The organism is uncultured Sphingobacterium sp. (assembly GCF_964277905.1).
GTDB lineage: Bacteria > Bacteroidota > Bacteroidia > Sphingobacteriales > Sphingobacteriaceae > Sphingobacterium > Sphingobacterium siyangense.
Genome location: NZ_CAXYKD010000048.1, coordinates 627226 through 648315 on the forward strand (window position 1 = coordinate 627226; position 21090 = coordinate 648315).

General features: G+C 44.1%; 13 protein-coding genes. 6 read left to right on the forward strand and 7 right to left on the reverse strand.

Annotated elements, in window-relative coordinates:
* Positions 1–110: 110 nt before the first annotated feature.
* The 6 genes from ACHWSC_RS24440 to ACHWSC_RS24465 all read right to left on the reverse strand — a co-directional run bounded on the left by ACHWSC_RS24440 (position 111) and on the right by ACHWSC_RS24465 (position 11798).
* On the reverse strand, positions 111–1616 hold the full coding sequence (locus tag ACHWSC_RS24440; RefSeq protein ID WP_394678535.1) for a sulfatase: 1506 nt from the start codon (positions 1614–1616) through the stop codon (positions 111–113).
* A 38-nt stretch (positions 1617–1654) separates the two neighbouring features.
* Entirely contained in the window at positions 1655–2350 is a 696-nt protein-coding gene (locus ACHWSC_RS24445) for a DUF6250 domain-containing protein (RefSeq protein ID WP_394678536.1), read from the reverse strand.
* A 6-nt stretch (positions 2351–2356) separates the two neighbouring features.
* The gene (locus ACHWSC_RS24450) at positions 2357–5077 is read right to left on the reverse strand and encodes a hypothetical protein (protein ID WP_394678537.1); all 2721 of its coding nucleotides are present in this window, start codon (positions 5075–5077) and stop codon (positions 2357–2359) included.
* Between the two features lie 10 nt (positions 5078–5087).
* Positions 5088–7349 (reverse strand): RagB/SusD family nutrient uptake outer membrane protein, encoded by a 2262-nt coding sequence (locus tag ACHWSC_RS24455; protein ID WP_394678538.1) that lies wholly within the window; start codon positions 7347–7349, stop codon positions 5088–5090.
* A 20-nt stretch (positions 7350–7369) separates the two neighbouring features.
* On the reverse strand, positions 7370–10660 hold the full coding sequence (locus ACHWSC_RS24460; RefSeq protein ID WP_394678539.1) for a SusC/RagA family TonB-linked outer membrane protein: 3291 nt from the start codon (positions 10658–10660) through the stop codon (positions 7370–7372).
* 346 nt (positions 10661–11006) lie between these two features.
* Positions 11007–11798, reverse strand: coding sequence for an alpha/beta fold hydrolase (locus ACHWSC_RS24465; RefSeq protein ID WP_394678540.1), 792 nt, complete (start codon positions 11796–11798; stop codon positions 11007–11009).
* 106 nt (positions 11799–11904) lie between these two features.
* Between ACHWSC_RS24465 and ACHWSC_RS24470 the strand changes: the two genes are divergently transcribed.
* The 3 genes from ACHWSC_RS24470 to ACHWSC_RS24480 are packed head-to-tail and all read left to right on the forward strand — an operon-like array spanning position 11905 to position 13815.
* Positions 11905–12306: a winged helix-turn-helix transcriptional regulator gene (locus tag ACHWSC_RS24470; RefSeq protein WP_394678541.1), complete on the forward strand. Its 402-nt coding sequence runs from the start codon at positions 11905–11907 to the stop codon at positions 12304–12306.
* Positions 12307–12337: 31 nt separating this feature from the next.
* Positions 12338–12811 (forward strand): DinB family protein, encoded by a 474-nt coding sequence (locus ACHWSC_RS24475; RefSeq protein ID WP_394678542.1) that lies wholly within the window; start codon positions 12338–12340, stop codon positions 12809–12811.
* Positions 12808–13815 carry a S41 family peptidase gene (locus ACHWSC_RS24480; RefSeq protein WP_394678543.1) on the forward strand — a complete coding sequence of 336 codons (1008 nt, stop codon included), beginning with the start codon at positions 12808–12810 and terminating at the stop codon, positions 13813–13815. Before ACHWSC_RS24475 ends, ACHWSC_RS24480 begins: the two co-directional genes overlap by 4 nt.
* 31 nt (positions 13816–13846) lie before the next feature.
* Here ACHWSC_RS24480 and ACHWSC_RS24485 read toward each other — a convergent pair whose 3' ends face one another.
* Positions 13847–15409 (reverse strand): TlpA family protein disulfide reductase, encoded by a 1563-nt coding sequence (locus tag ACHWSC_RS24485; RefSeq protein WP_394678544.1) that lies wholly within the window; start codon positions 15407–15409, stop codon positions 13847–13849.
* A gap of 281 nt (positions 15410–15690) precedes the next feature.
* On the opposite strand from ACHWSC_RS24485, the gene ACHWSC_RS24490 reads away from it, so the two are divergent.
* The 3 genes from ACHWSC_RS24490 (at position 15691) to ACHWSC_RS24500 (ending at position 21062) form a co-directional block, all read left to right on the forward strand.
* Positions 15691–16272 (forward strand): RNA polymerase sigma factor, encoded by a 582-nt coding sequence (locus tag ACHWSC_RS24490; protein WP_394678545.1) that lies wholly within the window; start codon positions 15691–15693, stop codon positions 16270–16272.
* Between the two features lie 52 nt (positions 16273–16324).
* Complete coding sequence (locus ACHWSC_RS24495; protein WP_394678546.1) at positions 16325–17518, forward strand: FecR family protein; 1194 nt, start codon at positions 16325–16327, stop codon at positions 17516–17518.
* 124 nt (positions 17519–17642) lie between these two features.
* The gene (locus ACHWSC_RS24500; protein WP_394678547.1) at positions 17643–21062 is read left to right on the forward strand and encodes a SusC/RagA family TonB-linked outer membrane protein; all 3420 of its coding nucleotides are present in this window, start codon (positions 17643–17645) and stop codon (positions 21060–21062) included.
* Positions 21063–21090 lie beyond the last annotated feature (28 nt).

Genomic DNA, 21090 nt, shown 5'->3' on the forward strand with positions numbered 1-21090 from the left:
TCTCAATTTTTGGCGAAAACTTCGGTGGGGAGCTGTTTCTTAAACAAACTGAATTTAATCACAAAGGGTACTCATTCATGAGCACCCTTTGTGATCAATTAGAAGAGACGTTATTTTGCAGCAGGAGGGAGCTCAACCTTGCCCTCAACCTGTTGTGTAACCAGCTGGTGAAAATAATCAACAATGTCTGCATACTGCTGATCGTTCGCGAGATTAATCAACTGATGGGGATCGCGAACCATATCTGTCAGCGTTTTTCCGGCGCCATGTCCGAAAAATTCCGCATATCGCCATTGTTCAGTTCGAACGGTGATCCCCGTAACACCTTTTCCATTTTCGTTCCAAACGGTATAAGCAGGTCTTTCCCAGCTTTTATCGGGTTCATAAAGCAATGGCTTTAAACTTTTTCCTTCTAAGTTCTTATAGCTGGGTAGTCCACATAAGTCGACTAAAGTTGGGTAAATGTCCAGCAGCTCTACCACACGAGGGGAGGACTGCCCGTTACCTTGTGCCCGTGGATCGTAAATAATAAAGGGCACTCGGGTACCCTGTTCCCACAATGAACCGGCTTTAGACCATTTCCCTTTTTCGCCAAGTTGATAGCCATGATCGCTCCAAAAGACCACAATGGTGTTTTCTTTTAATCCTGATTCTTCCAGTTTCTTTAGCACCCGGCCCACATTCCAGTCCATGTAACTTATGCAGGCAAGATAGGCCCTGATATATTCCTTGGCTTCCTGTGTCGACGCTGTGCGGTTGACGAAGAAATCGGCATTTCTCCGGCGGATGGATCCAGCCGGAAATCCCACCGGTATGCCGGGCATCGATGAAAAATCAGGAGGGAGCGCAATACTGTCCAAATCGTATAGATCAAAGAACTCCTTGGGAGCTACAAAGGGTGTATGCGGTTTTGAAAAACCGCAGGCCAAAAAGAAGGGTTCTTTGGCATGTTTGAGGTCTTCCAAATATTCAATGGCTCTGTCCGCCACTTTCGTGTCGCCTATTTGCCTGGCATCTTCGCCTGTGAGGGCTGCCCATTTATCTGATGATGCTGTCGCTGCATAGGGTGCTATACGGGGAGCTGAATTGCTGTAGGCTTGCCAATACGATTGTGAGTCCACCGCAGACGGAGCCGAAGCATTGATCACCGTACCGTATTGACGGTTTTCCCCGCCAATATCCCAGGCCTCGGTGTCATCTATTCCGCCATGAAAGACCTTGCCACTCCGAATAGTCGTGTAGCCGTTTTGCTTAAAATATTTTGGTAGGCTGATCCAATCCGGAAAAGATGCATTAAACCATTCTCTATTTCCATAAAGACCACTTGTGGTAGGGCGTTTCCCTGTTAACAACGATGACCTGGAGGGGTTGCATAGTGGATATTGACAATAGGCACGTTCGAACCATACGCCCTTTGCCGCGAGCTGATCTAGGTGGGGGGTATGTGCCAAAGAATGGCCATAGATGCCCATATCTGTTCGCAGGTCGTCCGCAATCAGAAACAATACATTGTATTTTTTAGGAACTGAATCTACAGCTTTCTGGTGTTGTGCTTGCCCCTGTAGACATAGAGCAAGTTGCAGGAAGCATAGTGTAAGGTTAAGATATAGTTTCATGTTGATTTATTTTTTGTTATCAGGGTCTTGTTATTCAGCTATTGGTTTTGCGGTAGTTTGGAAATGGTCATCCATTTGATCACTTGCCGGCTTGCGGTAAGCCGCAGCCCAAAATAGCCTTTGGTATTTTGGATTCCTTCTTCAACAAATAAAGGCTTGCCGTTCATCCAGACTTCTGTTTGTCTCTTTGATGCACGTACGAAAGTACAGATTGTGTCGGAGCGGCCTGCCTCCAGCAAAAAAGGTTTTTCATTTTTCTCGGCCAAAAGTATCCTTTCGCCAGATCCGTCGTAGCGGCGAAACCGGGTTGTACTGTTGTTGTTGCCCCCAATACCCACATAGAAAAGTATAAGGTCATTATAGCTGTCTAAACGACCATCTCTGGGTTTTAGTTTTATTTCGTTGTGTGGCTCCTGCGCGAGCCAGAACTGGTTCAGATCAGAGAGCCGTTTGTTCTCCCCTTTGTCAAGACTTATTTCCCGCTCGTATTGGATAACATAGTCTCCAGTTAATAAGCTGTCCAGCCATAATGTGGCTCCGCCATAGGAGTCAATGACTAGTCCTTCGCTGGTCGCTTCAATAGTCGACTTTTCGGGGTACTCCAGCTCGATGATCCATCGGTTTATTTCGTTTAATGGCACGTTCCATGTTGAATTTTCTTGTGCTGGACTAATAAAATGAATCGACAGCAGCCAAGATAATGTTAAATAGCACCTTTTAAAAAAATTGGGCATAACGTATTATTTTAGAAACTTACCTACGTAATGTAGGCACTGAACCGTACTTAAGCTCCATTGGGCCGCTTCGTTTGTTGATATATTTTTCCATTCCTGCTGATTGTTCGCTAGCCTTACCAGTGGTATAGTGGTGGTCTGTACGAAGGATCCGGTCTTGGTTCCAAGAAGTTCCTGCCATGTCCGTTCTGCCAGCAAATGATCACTCAATTTGAAGGCGGCATAAGCCGTGAGCCTGGCATGGCTGCTCCGTAGGTTAAATTTGCCTTCTCTGGTACCCAGTGCATGTAGCCGCTCCTCATCGGATGCGTTGTATAAGCGACAGTATTGCAGCCAGGCTGTTTCAAATCTTTTGTCGGGAATTACAAGCAGTATTTCCTGACAGATTTCAACAAGTCCAAACACAGCATTCAGATGTGATACCCGCACAGTTTTATCTTTTTGGCGGTCAAATTTTCCGGAAGCAATATCCAGCAAGCTCAAACCTGTGAAAAATCCCTGCGGTTGGTCGGTGATGCTTTGCATGCTGGCTTTGAGACGGACCAATAACTTGGGATCGAGGGTCCGTTCCCATTCGGTAAACCACGCTGCCTCAATCGCTCCCCAATCGGTACCAAAGCCTACCAAAGCTTTGCCTTTTTGTGTGACAACAGGTTCATCCACTCGTTTACGGAGAGCGACGATATCTTGAAGCCTATAAGCAGCTTCCACCTGCTCACGCAATAGGTCACCGGTACGTTCATCTGCTGTGAGGTAGTAATAAAATCTTCTGTTGAGCGCCGTACTGATACGGAGCTGCTTGGCACTACAGCCCCAATGCATCACATTGTGGCGGCTTCCTAAAGGGGCAAACCGCCCAAGATGATGCACATCTACTTCTCCCGTGTGTCTGCACATGGCTTCGGCAAAGCGAAAACAATCCCTATTGCCCGAACGTAGGTAATAATACCAGAGCCAAAGATCGGTGCCAAGTTCGGAGTTATCCCAGGCAAAACCCCCCACATCGTACTTCCACACATGTCGATCCGCATCATAACTATGCATGACATCTCCGTAGTTCCAGAATCCGTACCAACCTCGACGATCAACCTCGCCCTGATAGAAAGTAACGAGTGCATCCAATTTATCTTCCAGCGCCGCTTTCAAAGGCGAACTTCGGTCTGGAAGCCCCCAGTTGCCACCGAATACGTTCTGCTCGAAGAGATACGATGGGCTGGCTGATAGGAGTGGGGGGTGCTGATAAGCCTGTGCCAGTTGCCCTAATTTTTCAGGCGAAGGGCTCTGGTCAAAGATTGACAAATATAATTCAGAAGTCCGTGCTACACCGATTGGACTACCGTATCCTGCTTCGTAGTCTTCGTAGGTTATTTCCAGGCCTTCCCATTGTTTTTCATAGCTGTCCTGGCCCATGCCATCGTGGTAGAATCGTAGGTCCATTGCCTCGGCTTTCGGGGCCCATAACCAGGCTGTCAATGTAGCTTCATCGGATGCGGCACCACGGATATCAAGTTGGCCCGGATAACTCTGCCAGAAATTACGGATACCCAAAGCGACTCCAGCGAAAGGTGTCCCTAAGTATACGGTTCCCTTAGTACGGCCGCCATCATGGCTATGAATCCAAGCACGCCCGGGCTTGGTCCGTTTTTCGATACTACTGGCAGAGGGATGGGCCTGCAGCAAGGTATAATCGCCAAATTCGGGAATATAGGGTAGTCCTTTTTTTACAGCTTCAGCAATGTTCTCCCATTTGACTTCCTTTCCTTCCAGCTGGTGCTTACGTACCTCCTTGCCAGGATCACGGCGAAGTCCCGTAAGTCCTTTTACCGCCTCGGAGAAGACTTTCCCGTCTTCCCCGACAAAACGAATGTAACGATTGTAGGTGGGCGTATCCAGCAATGGCATGACAACTGACATACCTATTCCCTTGATAAAATCGCGCTGTTCATCGCCGTCATATAAAAAGGTGTGAATTACCTTTATTGTGGGCGACTTGTCGTAAAGATAAAAACGGACGATAAACGGAATTTTTTTAAGCTCGCCATACCGATGTGTTCCTTCAACGCGGACAAGGACACGCTGGCTGCCACTGTTTTCGACCTCTGCTTTTTCGATATGGGACTGCCATGTTGTCCTATTTAAATTTTCTCCAGGTTCTGCGTCAGGAGCATCCTGCAACAAAATCTGCAAGATAACAGCGTTGGCAACGAGCCGGCCATTTTGTCGAATTTCCTGTAGCAACTTAGTCCCTTGCTTTCCGAAGCTCACTTTTAAAAGCCCATTATCGACTGTGATGGACTCATCGCGCTCCTGCACTTGGATCCCTGGCTGTATGCGCTCACTCGTTGTCAAAAAAAGTTCTTCCTGGATCAGTGTCGATGGATTAGCAACGGCGCATGCAGACCATTTCACGGAACCATCCGGCCAGAAAGCCAAGGGCCAACTTTGGATGGGGACCGTATGGCCGTGATTATCACGCAGCTCGAATTTCTGCTGTTCCCTTACCTTTCCTTTTGGCCAGGGGACACCGAAAGTTGTCCCTAAAAAGGGTGCTCCCTGTTGCCGGTCGATCCAGTTCAATGGAATGGCCAAAGCGGTTTTTGATTGGTCATCACCATTTTGATCTGTAGTCCGGCTTGAAGCGCCATACAAGTTCAGACTGGCGAGCGGTCCGATGCCCAAACCGAATAGGCTGGTGTTTTTTATAAATTTTCGTCTGTTCAATTTCATGTTAAAAGGGTTAATATCCCGGATTCTGATAGGCCCGGCGGGCTGTTTCATCAAGGAGCACACCATCTTTATCGGTTAACATACTGATATACGATTGCGGAAAAGGTTTGAATGTATGGGTTGCTGAAAAGGTTCCCTTTCCATTTCCGTCCTGACCATTCAATCCCGATGGATTATCCGATTTGGGCCAGCCCGCACTTCGGCTCGAGGCAAGTTGTGCATGTTGCAGCATACGCTCCAGCTGTATACCTGCATGGTGTATCCCTTCGTATAAGATCTGCTCCGTATTAAACTCGCGCGAGTATTCATTGTAGATAAAATGGACAAAACGTTTCAATTCGGTATTTGCCTCAGACGGGTATTGTTCGGCTTTGGATTTCGTAGAGGTTCCGTCCCAATAGGAAGCGTCGACGCTGATTTTATCAAAAGTTGCCGTCGCGGAGCTGTAAGGATAGGAGCGTTCTTCTGCGTTCAATGATTCGGCTCCAGGGTATAAGCGGGCCAATACCTCGGCTCGGTTTTCTCCGGCTTTGTAAGCGGCTCGGTTTCGTAATTTATTGATATCGGCAATGGCATTGGCATAGTCTCCTTTTCGGCCATACGCTTCTGCACGGATAAGAAAAGTTTCGGCGAGTCGAAAAATTGCGACATCACGCGTACCAAAATGGTTGTCTACCGTACTACGATTCGGATCGATAAATTTACGTGAAGATGGACGGACCTTACGGTTCAATAGGAGCCCAGCGTTACCGCTGTACCTGTCTGCACCTGTCTTTCGGTAATAATATTTTCCATTGTCCTTGATCCATCGCGGATAGAGTACATAGGGTTGTGCAAGGGCCTCATTGATATCAATGGCCGTTTCTTTACTGTTTTCAAGGAAAACAAGTCCCAGATCGGCTGTTCCAATTTTCCGCTGTCCGGCCTGCGCTTTCCGTCCATTCCAGGAAGGACGTGTATAGCTGGGCTTGATATTGACATTAAAGAAATCGGCTTCATTAGCTTGCCAGGCCAGAGAAGCATTCTTCGCGTCGGTATAGGCAAGACCGGGGCCGTCCGATTGGGACGCATTATCGAAAGAAGCACTCTGATATTCGAGCTGGAATGATTTTTCAAAACGAGAATCATTTATTTTATCCGTAAATACATCATAACCCCAGTCTGAGGGTAAAAATCCCTGACCTTTTAGCAATCCATAAGACCAGGTCCAGCTTGGGATATTCCAGGCCGCATTGCGATAATCGGCGGTAAAGGCTGCATTGGTGCGCATGCCGTAACGACCATTGTCCAAATTATTACCATAGGAGGCCTGTAGGATGATCTCTGGATTTGTTTCGTTCGTCCAATTTCCTTTCTCAATGGCGAAAAGGTCCCAATAATTTGAGGCAAGACTGATTCCGGAATTTATGACCTGAGAGGAATAATAAATGGTGGAATCCAAATCCGCTATTCCTTCCCCTTTATATAATAGCCCCTGGTAGGCATTGGGACTTGTGGGGTCTACAGTGCCGTCTGCATTCCGGTAGGATTTAAAGGCTGCAGCCTGATGGCGCTGCAGGTAAAGTTTAGCCAGGAAATGCAGGGCAGCATTGCGGGTAATACGACCGCGCTGTGTCTGTCCGGCAGTAGGTAAATGCTGTTCGGCAAATCGCAGGTCTGAAATTAATTTGGCATAAATGGTCGCCGAATTTGTTTTAGGTAAATAAAAATTGGCCGGAAGACTGTTGTTGCTTTTCAGCGGAAAAGGAACATCACCCAATTGGGTAACAAGCAAGTAATAGGCATAAGCCCGAAGAAAATAGAGTTCGGAAAGCTTTTGACTGGCATATGCCGCGTCACTTGCATACTTCCCTGGTGCTCTTTCGGTAATGATTTCGATGGCTTTGTTGCAGTCATTTATAAGGGGATAGGCCCCCAATAATTGGGTTTGATAATAGCCGATCAGATTATTGGCATATTCGCCTGCTGCTCCTGATGGCGACCACACTGCGGGGCTGAAGGTAGCCCAGGCATTATCAAGTGGTTCAACGATATCGTTGCCTGTTTCAAAAAGAAAGGGGCCTTCCATAAACCCATATTTAAAACGTAAGATGTTGTAATTTGCAACGACCAGTTCGTCAAGTCCTTTTTCAGATTCAAAATAGTCTTGGGTGATCGTAGAGACCATTTCTTCTTTGAGAAAGTCTTTACAGGAACTTAATCCTATTCCTGTCGACAGTGTAGGTATAGCCCAAAGGGCAATTGTTTTTATAGTATTTTTTCCAAGTCTCATGTGTTGTTGATGCTATTGATTTAAAGACCGATTCTTAAGCCGAGAACGGCACTGCGCAATAAGATGGTATTGGCGGTCTGACCACCACGCTGGGCTGCAGCAGCATTATCCCAGCCATTCACATCGTCCGGATTGAGGCCTATTTTTACAGCTTCGCCGCCCCAGATCACGGGATTTAGGATCTGTGCATATACTTGAAGGCTTCCGATATTGAGCCGATCCAACAGGGACTGTTTGAACGTGTAGCCCAATGAGATATAGCGCAAAGAGACCAAACTGCCATTGGTATAATTCCGTGCGGCATTGTAGTTGGTAAAGGTTGCGGTCGTCTGCTGTGGGAAAGAAGCCGCGGTGTTTTCAGGACTCCATACATCGTTTTCAATCCGTCGTCCGTACGTCTGAAGTGCACCATAATAACGGCTACCGATGCGCGCATAGACAAAGAAAGAAAGATCCCAGTTTTTGTAACGGAAAGCGTTGACAATACCGCCGCTCCATTTGGGCCTGTTGCTGCCCAATAGCTCTTTATCACTGTCGTTTATGGTTCCAAAACCATTGTCAAGATAGGTCACGGTTTCTCCTGATGCAAGTGTCACGGATTTTGCGCCTTCAGTACCGGGCTGTACTTCCACCAGTTGCTGATCCTTAATCTTTACTTGCCCCGGCAGAGCAGTGATGTTGCCGATTTTTCTATAAAGTTCGATAAGACGGAGATCTTCGGGAGTTTGCTGCCACAAGCGGTCATATACATAGTCTCTAAATACCGCTATAGGTTGCCCGATAAACCAGCCATTGGCTACATCGTCTACCTTACCATCGACCAGTTCGACTATCTTCTCGCGATTTCTGCTCCAGGTCAACGTTGTATTCCAGGAGAAATCCGGTCGGTCGATATTTTTACTTGATACAGAGATTTCGAGCCCGCTATTACTTGTTTTTCCGATATTGCCCAGTATACTGTTGTAGCCTAATACTGGGGGAATGGATCGATTGAGCAAGAGATCTTTGGTATTCGCCCTATACCATTCGAGCGAACCCGATATCCTGTTGTTCAGAAATCCAAAATCTAGTCCGACATTATGCTGAACAGTTTTTTCCCAGCCAAGATCAGCATTTGGCATCGAGGATGATTTATAGCCCGGATATTGGGTTTCGTCAAAAACATAGGCTGCCCCTGCGATTGTTCCCGAGGTGGTGTAGGGAGATACAGAAGAATTTCCCGTTACACCAATTCCATAACGGAATTTGAGTTGATTAATCCATTTGACCTGTTTCAGCCAGGGTTCTTCTTCCAATTTATACGCTACTGCCAAAGAGGGGAAAAAGTCAAACTTGTGCCCCTGCGCAAGTACCGATGCCCCATCCCATCGTCCAGTAGCTGTAAGGAGGTACTTATTTTTCAGGGCGTAATTAGCGCGTAGCATATAGGAAAGTAGCGTGTATTTGTTATAGGATGTGCCATAGCTCATGGGGCGCCCCAGATCATTTGCCCCCAAGTTGTACCAGAGCGAGGAAGGAAAGGTGATATCCTGTGCCCGGATATTAATACCATTGGATCTATTTTCCTGCGATGACTGCAAGGCATCCACTTTCAGCGATTGATCAGCCCATTTCTTATCGAACGTTAACATATTCTCAAACACCCAGGAAAATCTTTTGCTATGGGAATTATAACCAATCAAAGGAGCGGTACCCACTGCCGAGAATGGGTTTGTGTAGTCAGGGCCATAGAAGGAACCATTTTCTACCCCGGTATACTGTACCCCAAATTTGAGCTGATATTTTAGCCAGGGGGTAAAATTGAGCTGCGCAAAGGCATTGGAAAGTATACTGTACTGGGTGTACTCATTTTTGCTGTTTTCAATATTCAGCAATACATTATGAGCTGACAGTCCGGTACGATTGGTGTTTAAGAGAAGGCCATTTTCGTCATAGGCAGGCGCATAAGGCATGAGTGCAAGGGCTTGGCTATAGGAATCTTTTCCACCCGAATTGGCGGAATTGTCGGCCATTCCATAGTTTTGGACTGCGTAACTGCCTATTGTCGATATGCCCAGCTTCAACCATTTTCGCGGTGAAACATCACCTTTTAATGTTGTGGTATATCGTTTGTAATCTTGATCAATCATTGCGCCCTGTTGATCGAGAAGCCCTGCAGACAGATAAAGACTCGATTTTTCATTGCCCGAAGAGAGGGAGAGGCTATGATTATTGGTTTTTGCCAGGCGTGTGACTAAATCTGTCCAATTCTGATTGAGGAGATTGTCGCCATTGTATAAGGGGACTTGTGCTGCATATCCTTTTGCAATTTCCTCCGCGGTAGCATCACGGAGTAGCGGTTTGCCGTCTGTTCCCCAGCCAAAGGCATTTCGGATTGACTCGATACCATAAGTTTCGCCACCACCGAAATTTTGAATATAAAAATCGGGATCGGGTGCAGTACCATATTTTCCGGTATAGGTGCCTCCATTAATGTGACTCTGCCGTTGCCAGTCCAAAAGCGCTTTTGAATCCATCCAATCTGTGGTCGAATGGATCTGATCGAAAGATATTGACCCATTGTACTGCACGGAGACCTGGCCTTTTTTTCCTTCCAAAAGTGAAACCAGTATAACGCCGTTTGCACCACGTGAACCGTAGATTGCCGTTGCAGAAGCGTCTTTTAGAATCTCAATGGAGGCAATGTCTTTCGGGTTAATAATAGCGGCTTCACTAGCGGATATCGGAATTCCGTCGACTACATAAAGTGGTTCATTGGAAGCATTTATGGAGCGGTTGCCGCGAATGCGTATGGTTCCTATGCCGCCGGGACGGTTATTTGAGGTGATGTCCACACCGCTTGCTTTACCTTGTATCCCCTGAACGATATTTGCAATTGGCCGATCATTTAGATCCTGCCCCTTGATCTGGGAGAGTGCCCCTGTAATATCACCTTTTTTTGTCGTTCCATAACCGACAACTACAATCTCGTCGAGTTGCCGATCATTGGGTTGCAATCTGATTTCTACGGGCGAGCGTTGTACAACAAGGGTGTCCGAGGCATAGCCGAGATGGCTCACAATAATTTTAAAAGGTAATTTTTGGCCAGTTCGGAAAGAAAAACGGCCCCAGGTATCGGTTTGTCCGCTGTGTGTGACGGCGTCTAGTTGCACGGTTGCCCCAGCGATGGGCTTATTGGTTCGTGCATCAAGCAGTGTACCAATAAGATCTGCATTGATTATAGGTGAAACTGGTTGCTGTGCAACAACTATACTTGCCTGAAATGAGGCAAATAGGGCCACAGACAATCGTTTCCAATTGTTTATGCTCATGATTAAAACAGTAGATTAGGTTGATTTTGAATTCTAAAAAAACGAAAGCTTTTCAGCTAGCCTGCATCATGCCATGCACATTCGTTCTTTCTTGAAAAAGAAGGTATTCGATAGGGAACTGTTTTTGGGAGAGATCGCTTTTCTAAAATAATACTTGCTCATAGAAATTTAAATTGTTAAAACTACATTTAAAAAAAAACGTTACCAACGCCAATTGAGAAACGGTGAGCAAATATAAAAAATAGAAACCAATAAAGTCTACTGTTTTTGTAGATTTTTTTTGATTTCTATTCCATATTGACCAATTTATTGGGCCGCTAGGGTATTCCTAGCAATCAACCAAAATTTAATCTACGAGCGTCATAAGCATATCGGCCAATTTTTTCGGTTCTGTGAGCATGGCATCGTGTCCCGTAGCGATCTCCCGATAGTGCCAGTTGAACTTGTGGTCGCTTTGCACCTTCTTACTCATCTCCTTCATAATGGGCAGTTGCGGATCTGTGCATGCGATATAAACCAAGGGTAATCCATTGCCATATGGATTTTTTAGGCACAGCTGCTGTGCGAATGTGCCAAAGGGCTGCGGACTGAGCCTATCTTTGACCCAGGAGACCATGTTGGGTGCTGTAACACCGAACAAAGCAACATCAAAAGGTGCAAAATTTTCTTTCCGCTGAATGTTTTTGAGCTGGACTTCTTGCACAGCCTTGGGTTGCAATGAAATGGGGCTCTGCCCATCTTCAATAATCATAGCATCCAGAAAAATCAATTTGTGCAATCGCGACGGAATACGATCGGCAACTCCTGCAATCACGGCACCGGCATAACTGTGGCCTACAAGATACACATCGTGCAAATCTTCCATCTCGATCAGGTTTATAATGTCCTGGATATGGGTGTCAATATCGACCGACGGATCGATCAGGTGTTTGCGCTCTCCAAGTCCTGTCAGCGTAGGGGTATAGACTATGTTGTGTGCATCAGTTAGCCTCTGTGCGACGAACTGCCAGCACCAGCCGCCATGCCAGGCACCATGCACCAGCACATAGGTCGGAAGACGGCTTTGCTTTTGAGCATAGCTAGATAACACAGCACTGAATAGCAGGATAAGCAGAAATAAAGTTCTCAGTTGTTTCATTTTTTTATAATTTTATACTGTTTTTAATACCTGACAAAGGTAGACGCGAGCTTTTGTCCGCACAATAACTCATCCTGAAGTGAGAGGCTATAAATTGATAGTTAAAATGGCAACACCCCGAAAAGAACAATCGACAAACACCGAGAATCTGCAGACTTTGGCACAGGCATGCGATGTGAACGAAGTATTGTTGCAAATATCATTGCGTTGGAAAATGCAGATCTTATATTGTATTGCAGAAGATGTATCGCAGTTCAGTACATTGAAAAAAATGTTTCCAACACTTTCCGATCAGGTACTGAGTAAACGTTTAAAGGAGCTGAAAGAAGAAGCGCTTGTCATCACCGAAGATATTGAAAATACAATACCGCCTCAGATTCGTTATAGCCCCACGGAAAAGGGGAGAGAACTGCTGAAAATTATCCTTGACCTGCATCACTGGGGGCTAAAATGGAAAATTACTGGCAATGCTTATTGCCAGCTAAATGTGGTAAGCGGAAAGCTCTAAGGATCATTTTTGTTAACGCTATTTAAATCTCATGGAATCACTCTTTCGCGCATGGATAACGAGCCGGATGGCTTACCTCAAATTCTTTGAAAACTATTCTTTGGAACAGCTCAATCGCATTCCTGATGGCTTCAGTAACAACTTGATCTGGAATATCGGGCACATCATTGCCACACAGCATAAATTAATCTATATCGGATCTGATGTAGAAGGACATACCCCTGAGGAAATCTTCAACAGCTATCAGTCCGGAACAAAGCCTTCAGCAGCGGTATCGCAGCAGGAAGCTGATCTGCTGAAAAGATTGCTCCTCGAACAGATTGAACCGACCATCGGTGATTTTAACAACAAGAAGTTTGTGACCTATCAGCAACGCACAACGGGTACGGGCTTCCATCTCACTTCAATAACGGACGCCTTCGAATGGAACAACTTTCATGAAGGCCTGCATTTGGGTTATATGATGAGTATAAGAAAGTTTATTGCTACAAAAATTCCAAGATGACCAGATTGTTTTTATTGTTAATACTTTTATTTTCTTCGAAATATGCGTTTCCGCAAACGTTTAAAAATGACAGTGTAAAATCATTTGTTGATAAATCCATTGAACTTATATCGGCCAATTCAATTCATAAAGAAAACCTTGAGGTTATTAAACGTGAACTATACAATAAAGCCCAAAATTTAAACTCGATTGATGAAGCCGCAATATTATATGAAGCCGTATTTAGGCAGCTCAACGATTATCATGGCGGTCTTAAATACAAAGGAAAAACCTACGGATGGAATAATCCTAATGTGATGACCAATATTTATCTGAAAAATAGGCTTAACACGGAGAAGAGTACGTTCAGTGAGGTGATTGATCATAAAGTAGGATATCTCCGAATAGTTGGAAACAGTGACTTTGCATTTAAAAAAGTCGATAGTATCGCTGATGATATTGTGGCCCATATCGATCGGATCAATTCAGCAGAAATTAAAGGCTGGATTATAGACCTGAGATTAAATACCGGAGGAAATATGTATCCAATATTACTCGGATTGAAAGAGTTTATCGGAAACAATGTACACTTTGGAGGTTTTAGGGACGCTGGTAATCAATCTACAGGCGACTGGGAAATTAAGGCGGGAAAGTTGCTGATAGATGGAAATATGCTGGACAGAAAATCAGCGTTGATTTATCCGATTGCAAATGATGTTCCATTGGTTGTTTTGACCAGCTGCTATACGGCAAGCGCGGGTGAAATGACCGCCATATCCTTTATTGGGCGAAAAAATACGTTTATTGTAGGGGAAAAGACCGCAAATTATACAACCGCGGTGCAGGGATTTAAAATAAATGATCATGCGGGCATTAACTTGTCAACAGATTATGTGGTGGATAGGAATTTAAAAGTTTATAAATCCTATATTTCGCCTGATTTTGAAGTCGTGGGTGGCGATAACCTCACAGCGCTGGAAAAGGATCGTAAAATAATCAAGGCCCTGGAACTTTTGGGCCAATAGCAGGCGTATGAGCTGTTCTCGGAATCTGCCGCTATTGGAGCAACGTATTTATTTTATCTTTTGCGGTTAGTGGTCGCAGGTGGTTTCCTGTTTCTAGAATTGTGCCGTCTCGGTCTATCAAAAGGTAAAATGGTATGCCACTGACCTTGAATAGGTCTCGAATGGAGCCGCTCTGTTTGGCTGATAGGAAATAATGTTGTCCGCCCAGATCATAGCTACTAACCGTTGCCTTGTACCTGTCCTGATCCGAATCAAGACAGAGGTATACAAATGAAACGTCTTTGTTCTGAAAATCGGCTTCGATTCGCTTGGAGTTGGGAAATTCACTCAAGCAGGGGGCACACCAGGTCGCCCAAAAATCGACGTAGATTACTTTACCCTTGTTGCTTTGTAAGATATCTTCCATGATCCCATGGATCGGAGAGGACTGCATATCCTTTAGAATAGCCCGGCTATTGAGTTCAGGATGCTCGACTCGGGCTTTTGTAGCGAGGTATTCCTGCTGCAGCGGATCCCGCAGAAAGGGAGAAGTAATATGCCGGGTGACAATTGTAATAAATTTTTCGTAGGTTTTGAAATCTTGTTTTCGAAAACTTTTTGAAAAGTGATGGCTCAGCATGATTTCACGTAAGAGCGGATCGCTCACATAATTAACTATCCCGTGCAATTGTAGTGAGTCAGCAATAGTAGTGGACGCAAACCGTTCCCCACTTGCTGTAATTCCCCAATTTGCGTCGCTCGTTTCCTCAAATCTCCGTCTTTCGTTAATATAATAATCATAAAATGAGGAAAATGTAGATACCGCATTTGTGTTCATTAAATGGCTTTTTTCGAGTGGAAGACGCTTTGCCAACTTGTCGTAAAATCCTATGGGGATAACAAAGGTGGTATCCATGGGGCCTAGATTATTGGCTCTTTTGTGATCTATGGAATAAAACTGGATGTTATCGTAATAAGGAGTTTCTGTCTCAAAAAGAGCCCAATTTTTACTTTCAGCATTTGGGCTATAGGTATGGACAAACTCGTCATACAACGCTTTGCCTTTTTGGCGTACGGTATCGTTGAATCGCATATACTGCACGGGATCGTAATTTTTTACGGCATAAAAATTCTTATTTTGGTCGTAGAGTTCACTAGCAAAATAAAGATTTTGGAATTGTGCGATCTGGGTATTGGTGGCGGCGGAAGTCCCGGCAAATTTGACTGTGCGCAAAAGGGAACTCCTTTGGTCAGAATTACCATCAAAAGAGACCCAAAGACTGTCTCGGGGATGAAGTACAATGCTAAAATTCGTCCGATAGCCTAGCCAAACCTGCGTAGGTATATATAAATCCACCTCCGCATAAAAATCACCTTTATCGTTGACCTTGGGGTAAATGGTGATCGCAGAAAGTCCCAGCCGATTCAGGGTTATATTCAAGGGGATCAAAGGATCATAATGTATAATCTTTCCTTGCACAATTGCTTTTTCGGCCCTTTCTTGTGCACTACTGACCGAACAGACTATACATAATAGGATGAGTAGAAATTTGGAAAAAAGATGTATTTTTTGCTCTTTTAAAGGTTTTTTAGGTTTTGGGATTGTGGCAAGCATACTTAGGTTATTTAATTAAAGATAAAAAAAAATCGGATCTTTAGATGATGCTCATCCTATTTTCCTATGCCGGTATTTTTTTTCACTATCCTTTAGGGGCGCAACTGGGAATAGTTGCTATTTGATATCCATTATATTTTACATGCTTTTTTCATTATTATACATGTTTATTTGTACTACTTTTAATATATTGGTCCGAATTTTACAATTATAAATCAATTGGCTGGCAATCGGGGATCGATCTGATGGAATTGCCAAACTTTCGTTAAGCATAGATGACAATGAATATCGATGAAGAAAAGGAAAGGTTATTGGAATTAGTTCAGGGAAATAGAAAAGCTTTCGAACTATTTTATGGCTTTTACCGTCCGCAGCTTTACGGTTATGTGTTCAAAATGGTGCGTTCCCATGAAGTGAGCCAGGAGATATTTCAGGATATATTTATTCGTGTCTGGCGCCAACGCAAATATATTGATCTAAATCAATCCTTTAGAAGCTATCTCTATACCATTGCCCAAAATTTGGTGTACGACTACTTCAAAAAAGTGGCCTCAGACCGCAATAAGATCGAAGCTTTTAAATTGCACTATGCAAAATCGTCTGCAAATAATATTGAGGAAAATATCGGTTTTAAAGAGGCTCGCGATCACCTCGAAGATATCCTCGCCATGATTCCCGAAAAATGCAGGCAGGTGTATGTGCTTTGTAAACTGGAAGGCCGGAGCTACCAGGAAGTGGCTAAACTCCTCAATATTTCCATAGCCACAGTCAATAACCATATCGTAAAGGCCACTGGTATCATTAAAAGCAACTGGAAATCAGATGTTTTCTATCTTTTTATATTTTTTTTTATTTTTCAATAGTTGGTTTTTTGTTACGATTCGTATTACCCCATAGAATCAATAGAAAACCAAAGTGAACCAAGAAAACTTTAACGAGTTATTTGAAAGATACCTGAAAGGAAACTGTACACCAGCGGAACTGGAATTGTTCTTTCAGTTTGTCCGTGATAAAAATAACGAATCCATACTGCTCGATCTGATGCATCAGCATGAGCTTGATGCCGATCTGCGTAGCGAAGAGTTCAGGCAACAGATGCAGCAAGCTTTTGATAAGACGGATGAAACGCTCGCGAAGGAGCTCTCGCAACTTCCTCTTAAAACCAAAACAGTTTACCTGAGATGGATACCTTATGCAGCGGCGGGAATTCTGCTCGTTGGAGCGACATTTTTTGGTTGGCAAAGATGGCAGGAGCACGGCCTTCAAGAAAATACAACTAAACTCGTTAATACTAAAATTGATCCTCAGGCCCAAATGACATTACCCGGTGGTGAGGTTATCTTGTTGGCCTCGGATATTAAATCTCCTAAGCTATTATTGGAAAAAGATCAGGTACAGTTGGTGCAAAAGAGCGGTAGCCAGCTTGAGATAAGAGGTCTTGGGCGTGGGCAAATTGTTCATGAACTGCTGGAACTGAAGGTCTTCAAAGGAAAGCGTATGCAGATTTCTTTTGCCGACGGTAGTTCGGTGATGCTTAACTCGATATCACGTTTTAAATTTTCCATGGAATTTGATGCACATGAACGAAAAACCGAACTTTTAGGGGAAGGGTATTTCGAGGTAGCGCATAATCCAAAAAAGCCTTTTTTCGTTAAAACACCAACGCAGCTTGTGCAGGTGTATGGTACCAAATTCAATATTCGCGAATATCCGGATGAAAATCTGGCGAGCACAGCGCTATTTGAAGGAAAGGTATCGGTACGCAAACGTCATGGGGATAGCTACGGCAAAGCAGATTTCTTAACCCCTGGAAAGAAAATCATCCTGGCAAAAGATCGTCCTGTCAATGAAAAAGTGGAAATAAAAAATGACAAGGAGATCAGGGGCTGGATCACAGGGCGCCGATACTATAATGGCGTTGCATTAAAGACTATTTTGCGCGATCTGTCGCATGATTTTGATATCCTGATCGATTGGGATAAAATACCGGATCTGCGGTTCCAGGGTACCATTCCACAGGATTTTGCATTGAATCAGATTATCGAATTGATCAATCAGACTGCAAATATCAAATTATACAAAAAGGATAACCTAATAACCATTCAATAATAAATTTATGAGAAACAAAGAGAAACCAAGCTGAGAAAAAAGCAAAATCGGACGTGGTACCAGCACATCCGATCGTTGCTAGGAGTAAAAAACAAATTTTCTAAGAACCTAACATGACAAAAGTATGAATTTTAAAGTTCAATACAAGCAATTGTATTGCCTCGTCTACCGATTAAGAAAAATTAAACGTAGACCCCTGATTTATGGTATCCTGCTTATGAAACTAATTGTCTTATTGACAGCGATGGGAACATTGAATGCATATGCTGCGGTATATGCGCAAAAAATCAATCTCAATCTGAAAAGTGCGACCTTAAAGGAGGTCTTGGATCATATCGGCGAACAGTCAAAGTACGACATGTTTTACAATATCGACTTTGTCGAAAAACTGGGCAAATTAGATGTTAAATTGGAAAACATGGAGCTTGAGAAGGCTCTGGAAAGCCTGAGCCGACGCTTGCCAATAGACTACAAGATCAATGCACATATGATCACCTTATTTCCGAAGGATGAGAATTCCATGCAGCAGCGCACTGCAAAGGGTAAAGTTATCGATGAAGAAGGTAATCCACTACTTGGCGTCACGGTGGTCGAAAAGGGGACGACTAACGGAACGACTACAGACCAAGAGGGAAATTTTTCTTTAAAAACCACCAAATCGGATGCGGTATTGACGATCAAGATTTTGGGCTATAAAGATCAGGAAATTCTAGCCAAAGAAAACTTCATGACCATTATCTTGGCTAAAGGTATAGCCCAGCTTGATGAGGTAGTGGTACAGGCCTATGGTACCACGACAAAACGAAAAACCACAAGTGCTATCGCGACTTTAGATATGGCCACTGTCGCCACCATACCGGTGCAATCGATCAATGATGGGATTGCAGGCCGGTTGCCCGGTGTAATTGTAACAGCAAGCAGTGGCGCACCAGGATCCAAAAGCAGTATTTCTATCCGCGGCGGCCTGACACCCTTGTATGTGATCGATGATGTGATCCGATCAGCTAATGACTTTTCCAACCTGAACCCTAACGATATCGAAGACCTATCTATTTTGAAGGATGCAGCAGCGACTGCACTTTACGGGGTTTCCGCAGCAAACGGGGTGGTTGTGGTGCGTACCAAAAAGGGGAAAGAAGGCAAGATGAGTCTCAACTATGCTTACAATCAGATCTTCTCTCAGCCAACCTTATTTCCAAAGCGGGTAAGTTCTTATGAACGCGCAGCTGCGATCAATCGAATTTACCTGGATGAAACGGGCAAAAGCTTCATTTCGGATGAAGATCTGGAAAAATACCGCACTGGTTCGGATCCACTAAATTTCCCGAATACAGATTGGCGAAAATTAATGATGAAAGATTTTGCGTCCGAAATGCGCCATGATCTTTCGGTTACTTCTGGTACCAAACTGCTTAAATACTATGCCGGCGTATCGTATTATGATCAGGGATCCATTCTCAAAACAGATAAGAATTACAATAAACGGATGACCTATCGTTTGAATACCACGAGCACCTTTGAAAAATTAAATTTAACTGCGACAACGGGCTTTGATGGATTCATTGAGAATAATTCTGTTCCGGCACAGGGAAATGTGTCCTTTGATGATCCCAATGGTGCTTATTATACAATCTATTCCCATATCCAAAATACGGCGACCAACGTCTTGGCAATGAATGAATTTGGTTTGCCTACTACGCATCCGGATAATCCCTTCCGGGAACTCGACCCCAAGTCGGGCTATAATAAGGCCAAGTCTAAGGTGATGACCGTCAATTTGGGCTTGGAGTATGCCGCACATTTTTTGGATGGACTGAAGTTTAAATTTAACGGAACTTACAATTCCTATTATAATACACGCAAACTGTGGAGCTACCTTGCTCCGGGCTATACGATTGGAAGTACGACACCGGTCAATGCCAATGCGCCTAGCCTAACTGCTGGACAGGCTGAAGGGGGAATGCTGACCCTGCAGGGTTATGTCTTGTACAATAAGAAATTTGGCGATCATCAGATTGACTTCACAGGTGTATATGAGCAGCAAAAGGGCGACGCTTCGAATGTCAGGGGCGGCCGTGTCAATTATCAGATTATCTACGATCAGATGGTGGCCGGTCCGGCGACGGATCAGACCGTTCAAGCGAGTGAGGGCAAGGAAGCAAGATCTGCATTTTTGGGCAGGCTATTATACGGTTACAAATCCCGTTATTCGGTTGAACTTTCCTTGCGTAGAGACGGCGATTATCTGTTTCCGCCAAAGAGCCAATGGGGTAATTTCTACGCCGTTTCCGGAAACTACATTATTTCAGACGAACCTTTTATGCAGTCGCTAAAAGACAGGCATATCGTTGATTTCTTAAAATTAAGAGGTTCCTATGGTGTATTGGGCGATAAAAAAGATTTTGCTTCAGGAAATAACATTAGCGCTTTTCAATATGTACCAGCCTACTCCATTAATCCGACAGCCTGGGTAGTCAACGGCAATCTGGTACAGGGGACTTCCGAACCGGCCAGTCTACCTAATGCGACCTATTCGTGGCAGAAAATCAATAGTCGGGATATTGCCATAGAATTTGGAACCCTCAATAACAAGCTCAATGCTTCGCTTGATTATTATTACACCGAACGGAAGGGCTTTATCGTTGGTGATCCACGTTTTGCACAAACCCTGGGTATAGGTTTGCCGCGCATCAATTTTGAAGATGCACAGTACCGTACCGAAGGGTATGATTTTAACATCAATTGGAGCGATAAAATTCAGGATTTTAGTTACCGTTTGGGCTTTAACTATACCTATTCCAACTCATTGTGGGCACGCACTGCAGATGAGAGCGATGGTGATCTAAAGAATCCATATACAAGATGGTCCGGAATTCCAGGAAGTTTTTATGGTAGTGGCTACCAAAATTTGGGATTCTATACCAATAATGCGGATTTAATGTATGGAGCACATATCGCGGGATCGGGATTTGCGGCCGGAGATTTACGCTATATGGATGCCAATGGTGATGGTCAAATCAATAGTGCTGATAATCGGAGAATCGGAAACAGTACTTTTCCGCGTAGCAATTATGGACTTACAGTCGATTTGGGCTATAAAGCCTTTTCATTGAGCACTGTCGTGCAAGGTGCAGGTAATAGGGATCGATATTTAGGCCCCGTTATCCAGGGAGATATCGCTATCGTGAGCAGATTGCCATACGCGTTTCAACAAGATTATTGGCGTCCAGATAATACCGATCCGTTGTTTCCGAGAGCTGTCACTGATGCTAGTGTGAATAGCCGTAATAATCTGGCGATGAGTGATTTTTACTTATTGAAATCAAAGTATCTACGTTTAAAATATGTTCAGGTAGGCTATGATTTTAAACATAGTCTGTTAAAACAAGCGCCATTTCAACAATTGAAGCTGTTTTTATCAGGAACCAACCTGTTGACATTTTCGAACAGTAAAAAGTTTTTTATTGACCCCGAATCGGATTCGAGTAATTATCAATATCCAATTCAACGAACATTCGCTGTTGGTCTAAACGCAACATTTTAACTGGAATCGGGCTTAATGAATGAACGTC

Coding starts and splice junctions, on each gene's coding strand:
- ACHWSC_RS24440 (WP_394678535.1), bottom strand. CDS start 1,616: ATGAAACTATATCTTAACCTTACACTATGCTTCCTGCAACTTGCTCTA.
- ACHWSC_RS24445 (WP_394678536.1), bottom strand. CDS start 2,350: ATGCCCAATTTTTTTAAAAGGTGCTATTTAACATTATCTTGGCTGCTG.
- ACHWSC_RS24450 (WP_394678537.1), bottom strand. CDS start 5,077: ATGAAATTGAACAGACGAAAATTTATAAAAAACACCAGCCTATTCGGT.
- ACHWSC_RS24455 (WP_394678538.1), bottom strand. CDS start 7,349: ATGAGACTTGGAAAAAATACTATAAAAACAATTGCCCTTTGGGCTATA.
- ACHWSC_RS24460 (WP_394678539.1), bottom strand. CDS start 10,660: ATGAGCATAAACAATTGGAAACGATTGTCTGTGGCCCTATTTGCCTCA.
- ACHWSC_RS24465 (WP_394678540.1), bottom strand. CDS start 11,798: ATGAAACAACTGAGAACTTTATTTCTGCTTATCCTGCTATTCAGTGCT.
- ACHWSC_RS24470 (WP_394678541.1), top strand. CDS start 11,905: ATGGCAACACCCCGAAAAGAACAATCGACAAACACCGAGAATCTGCAG.
- ACHWSC_RS24475 (WP_394678542.1), top strand. CDS start 12,338: ATGGAATCACTCTTTCGCGCATGGATAACGAGCCGGATGGCTTACCTC.
- ACHWSC_RS24480 (WP_394678543.1), top strand. CDS start 12,808: ATGACCAGATTGTTTTTATTGTTAATACTTTTATTTTCTTCGAAATAT.
- ACHWSC_RS24485 (WP_394678544.1), bottom strand. CDS start 15,409: ATGCTTGCCACAATCCCAAAACCTAAAAAACCTTTAAAAGAGCAAAAA.
- ACHWSC_RS24490 (WP_394678545.1), top strand. CDS start 15,691: ATGAATATCGATGAAGAAAAGGAAAGGTTATTGGAATTAGTTCAGGGA.
- ACHWSC_RS24500 (WP_394678547.1), top strand. CDS start 17,643: ATGAATTTTAAAGTTCAATACAAGCAATTGTATTGCCTCGTCTACCGA.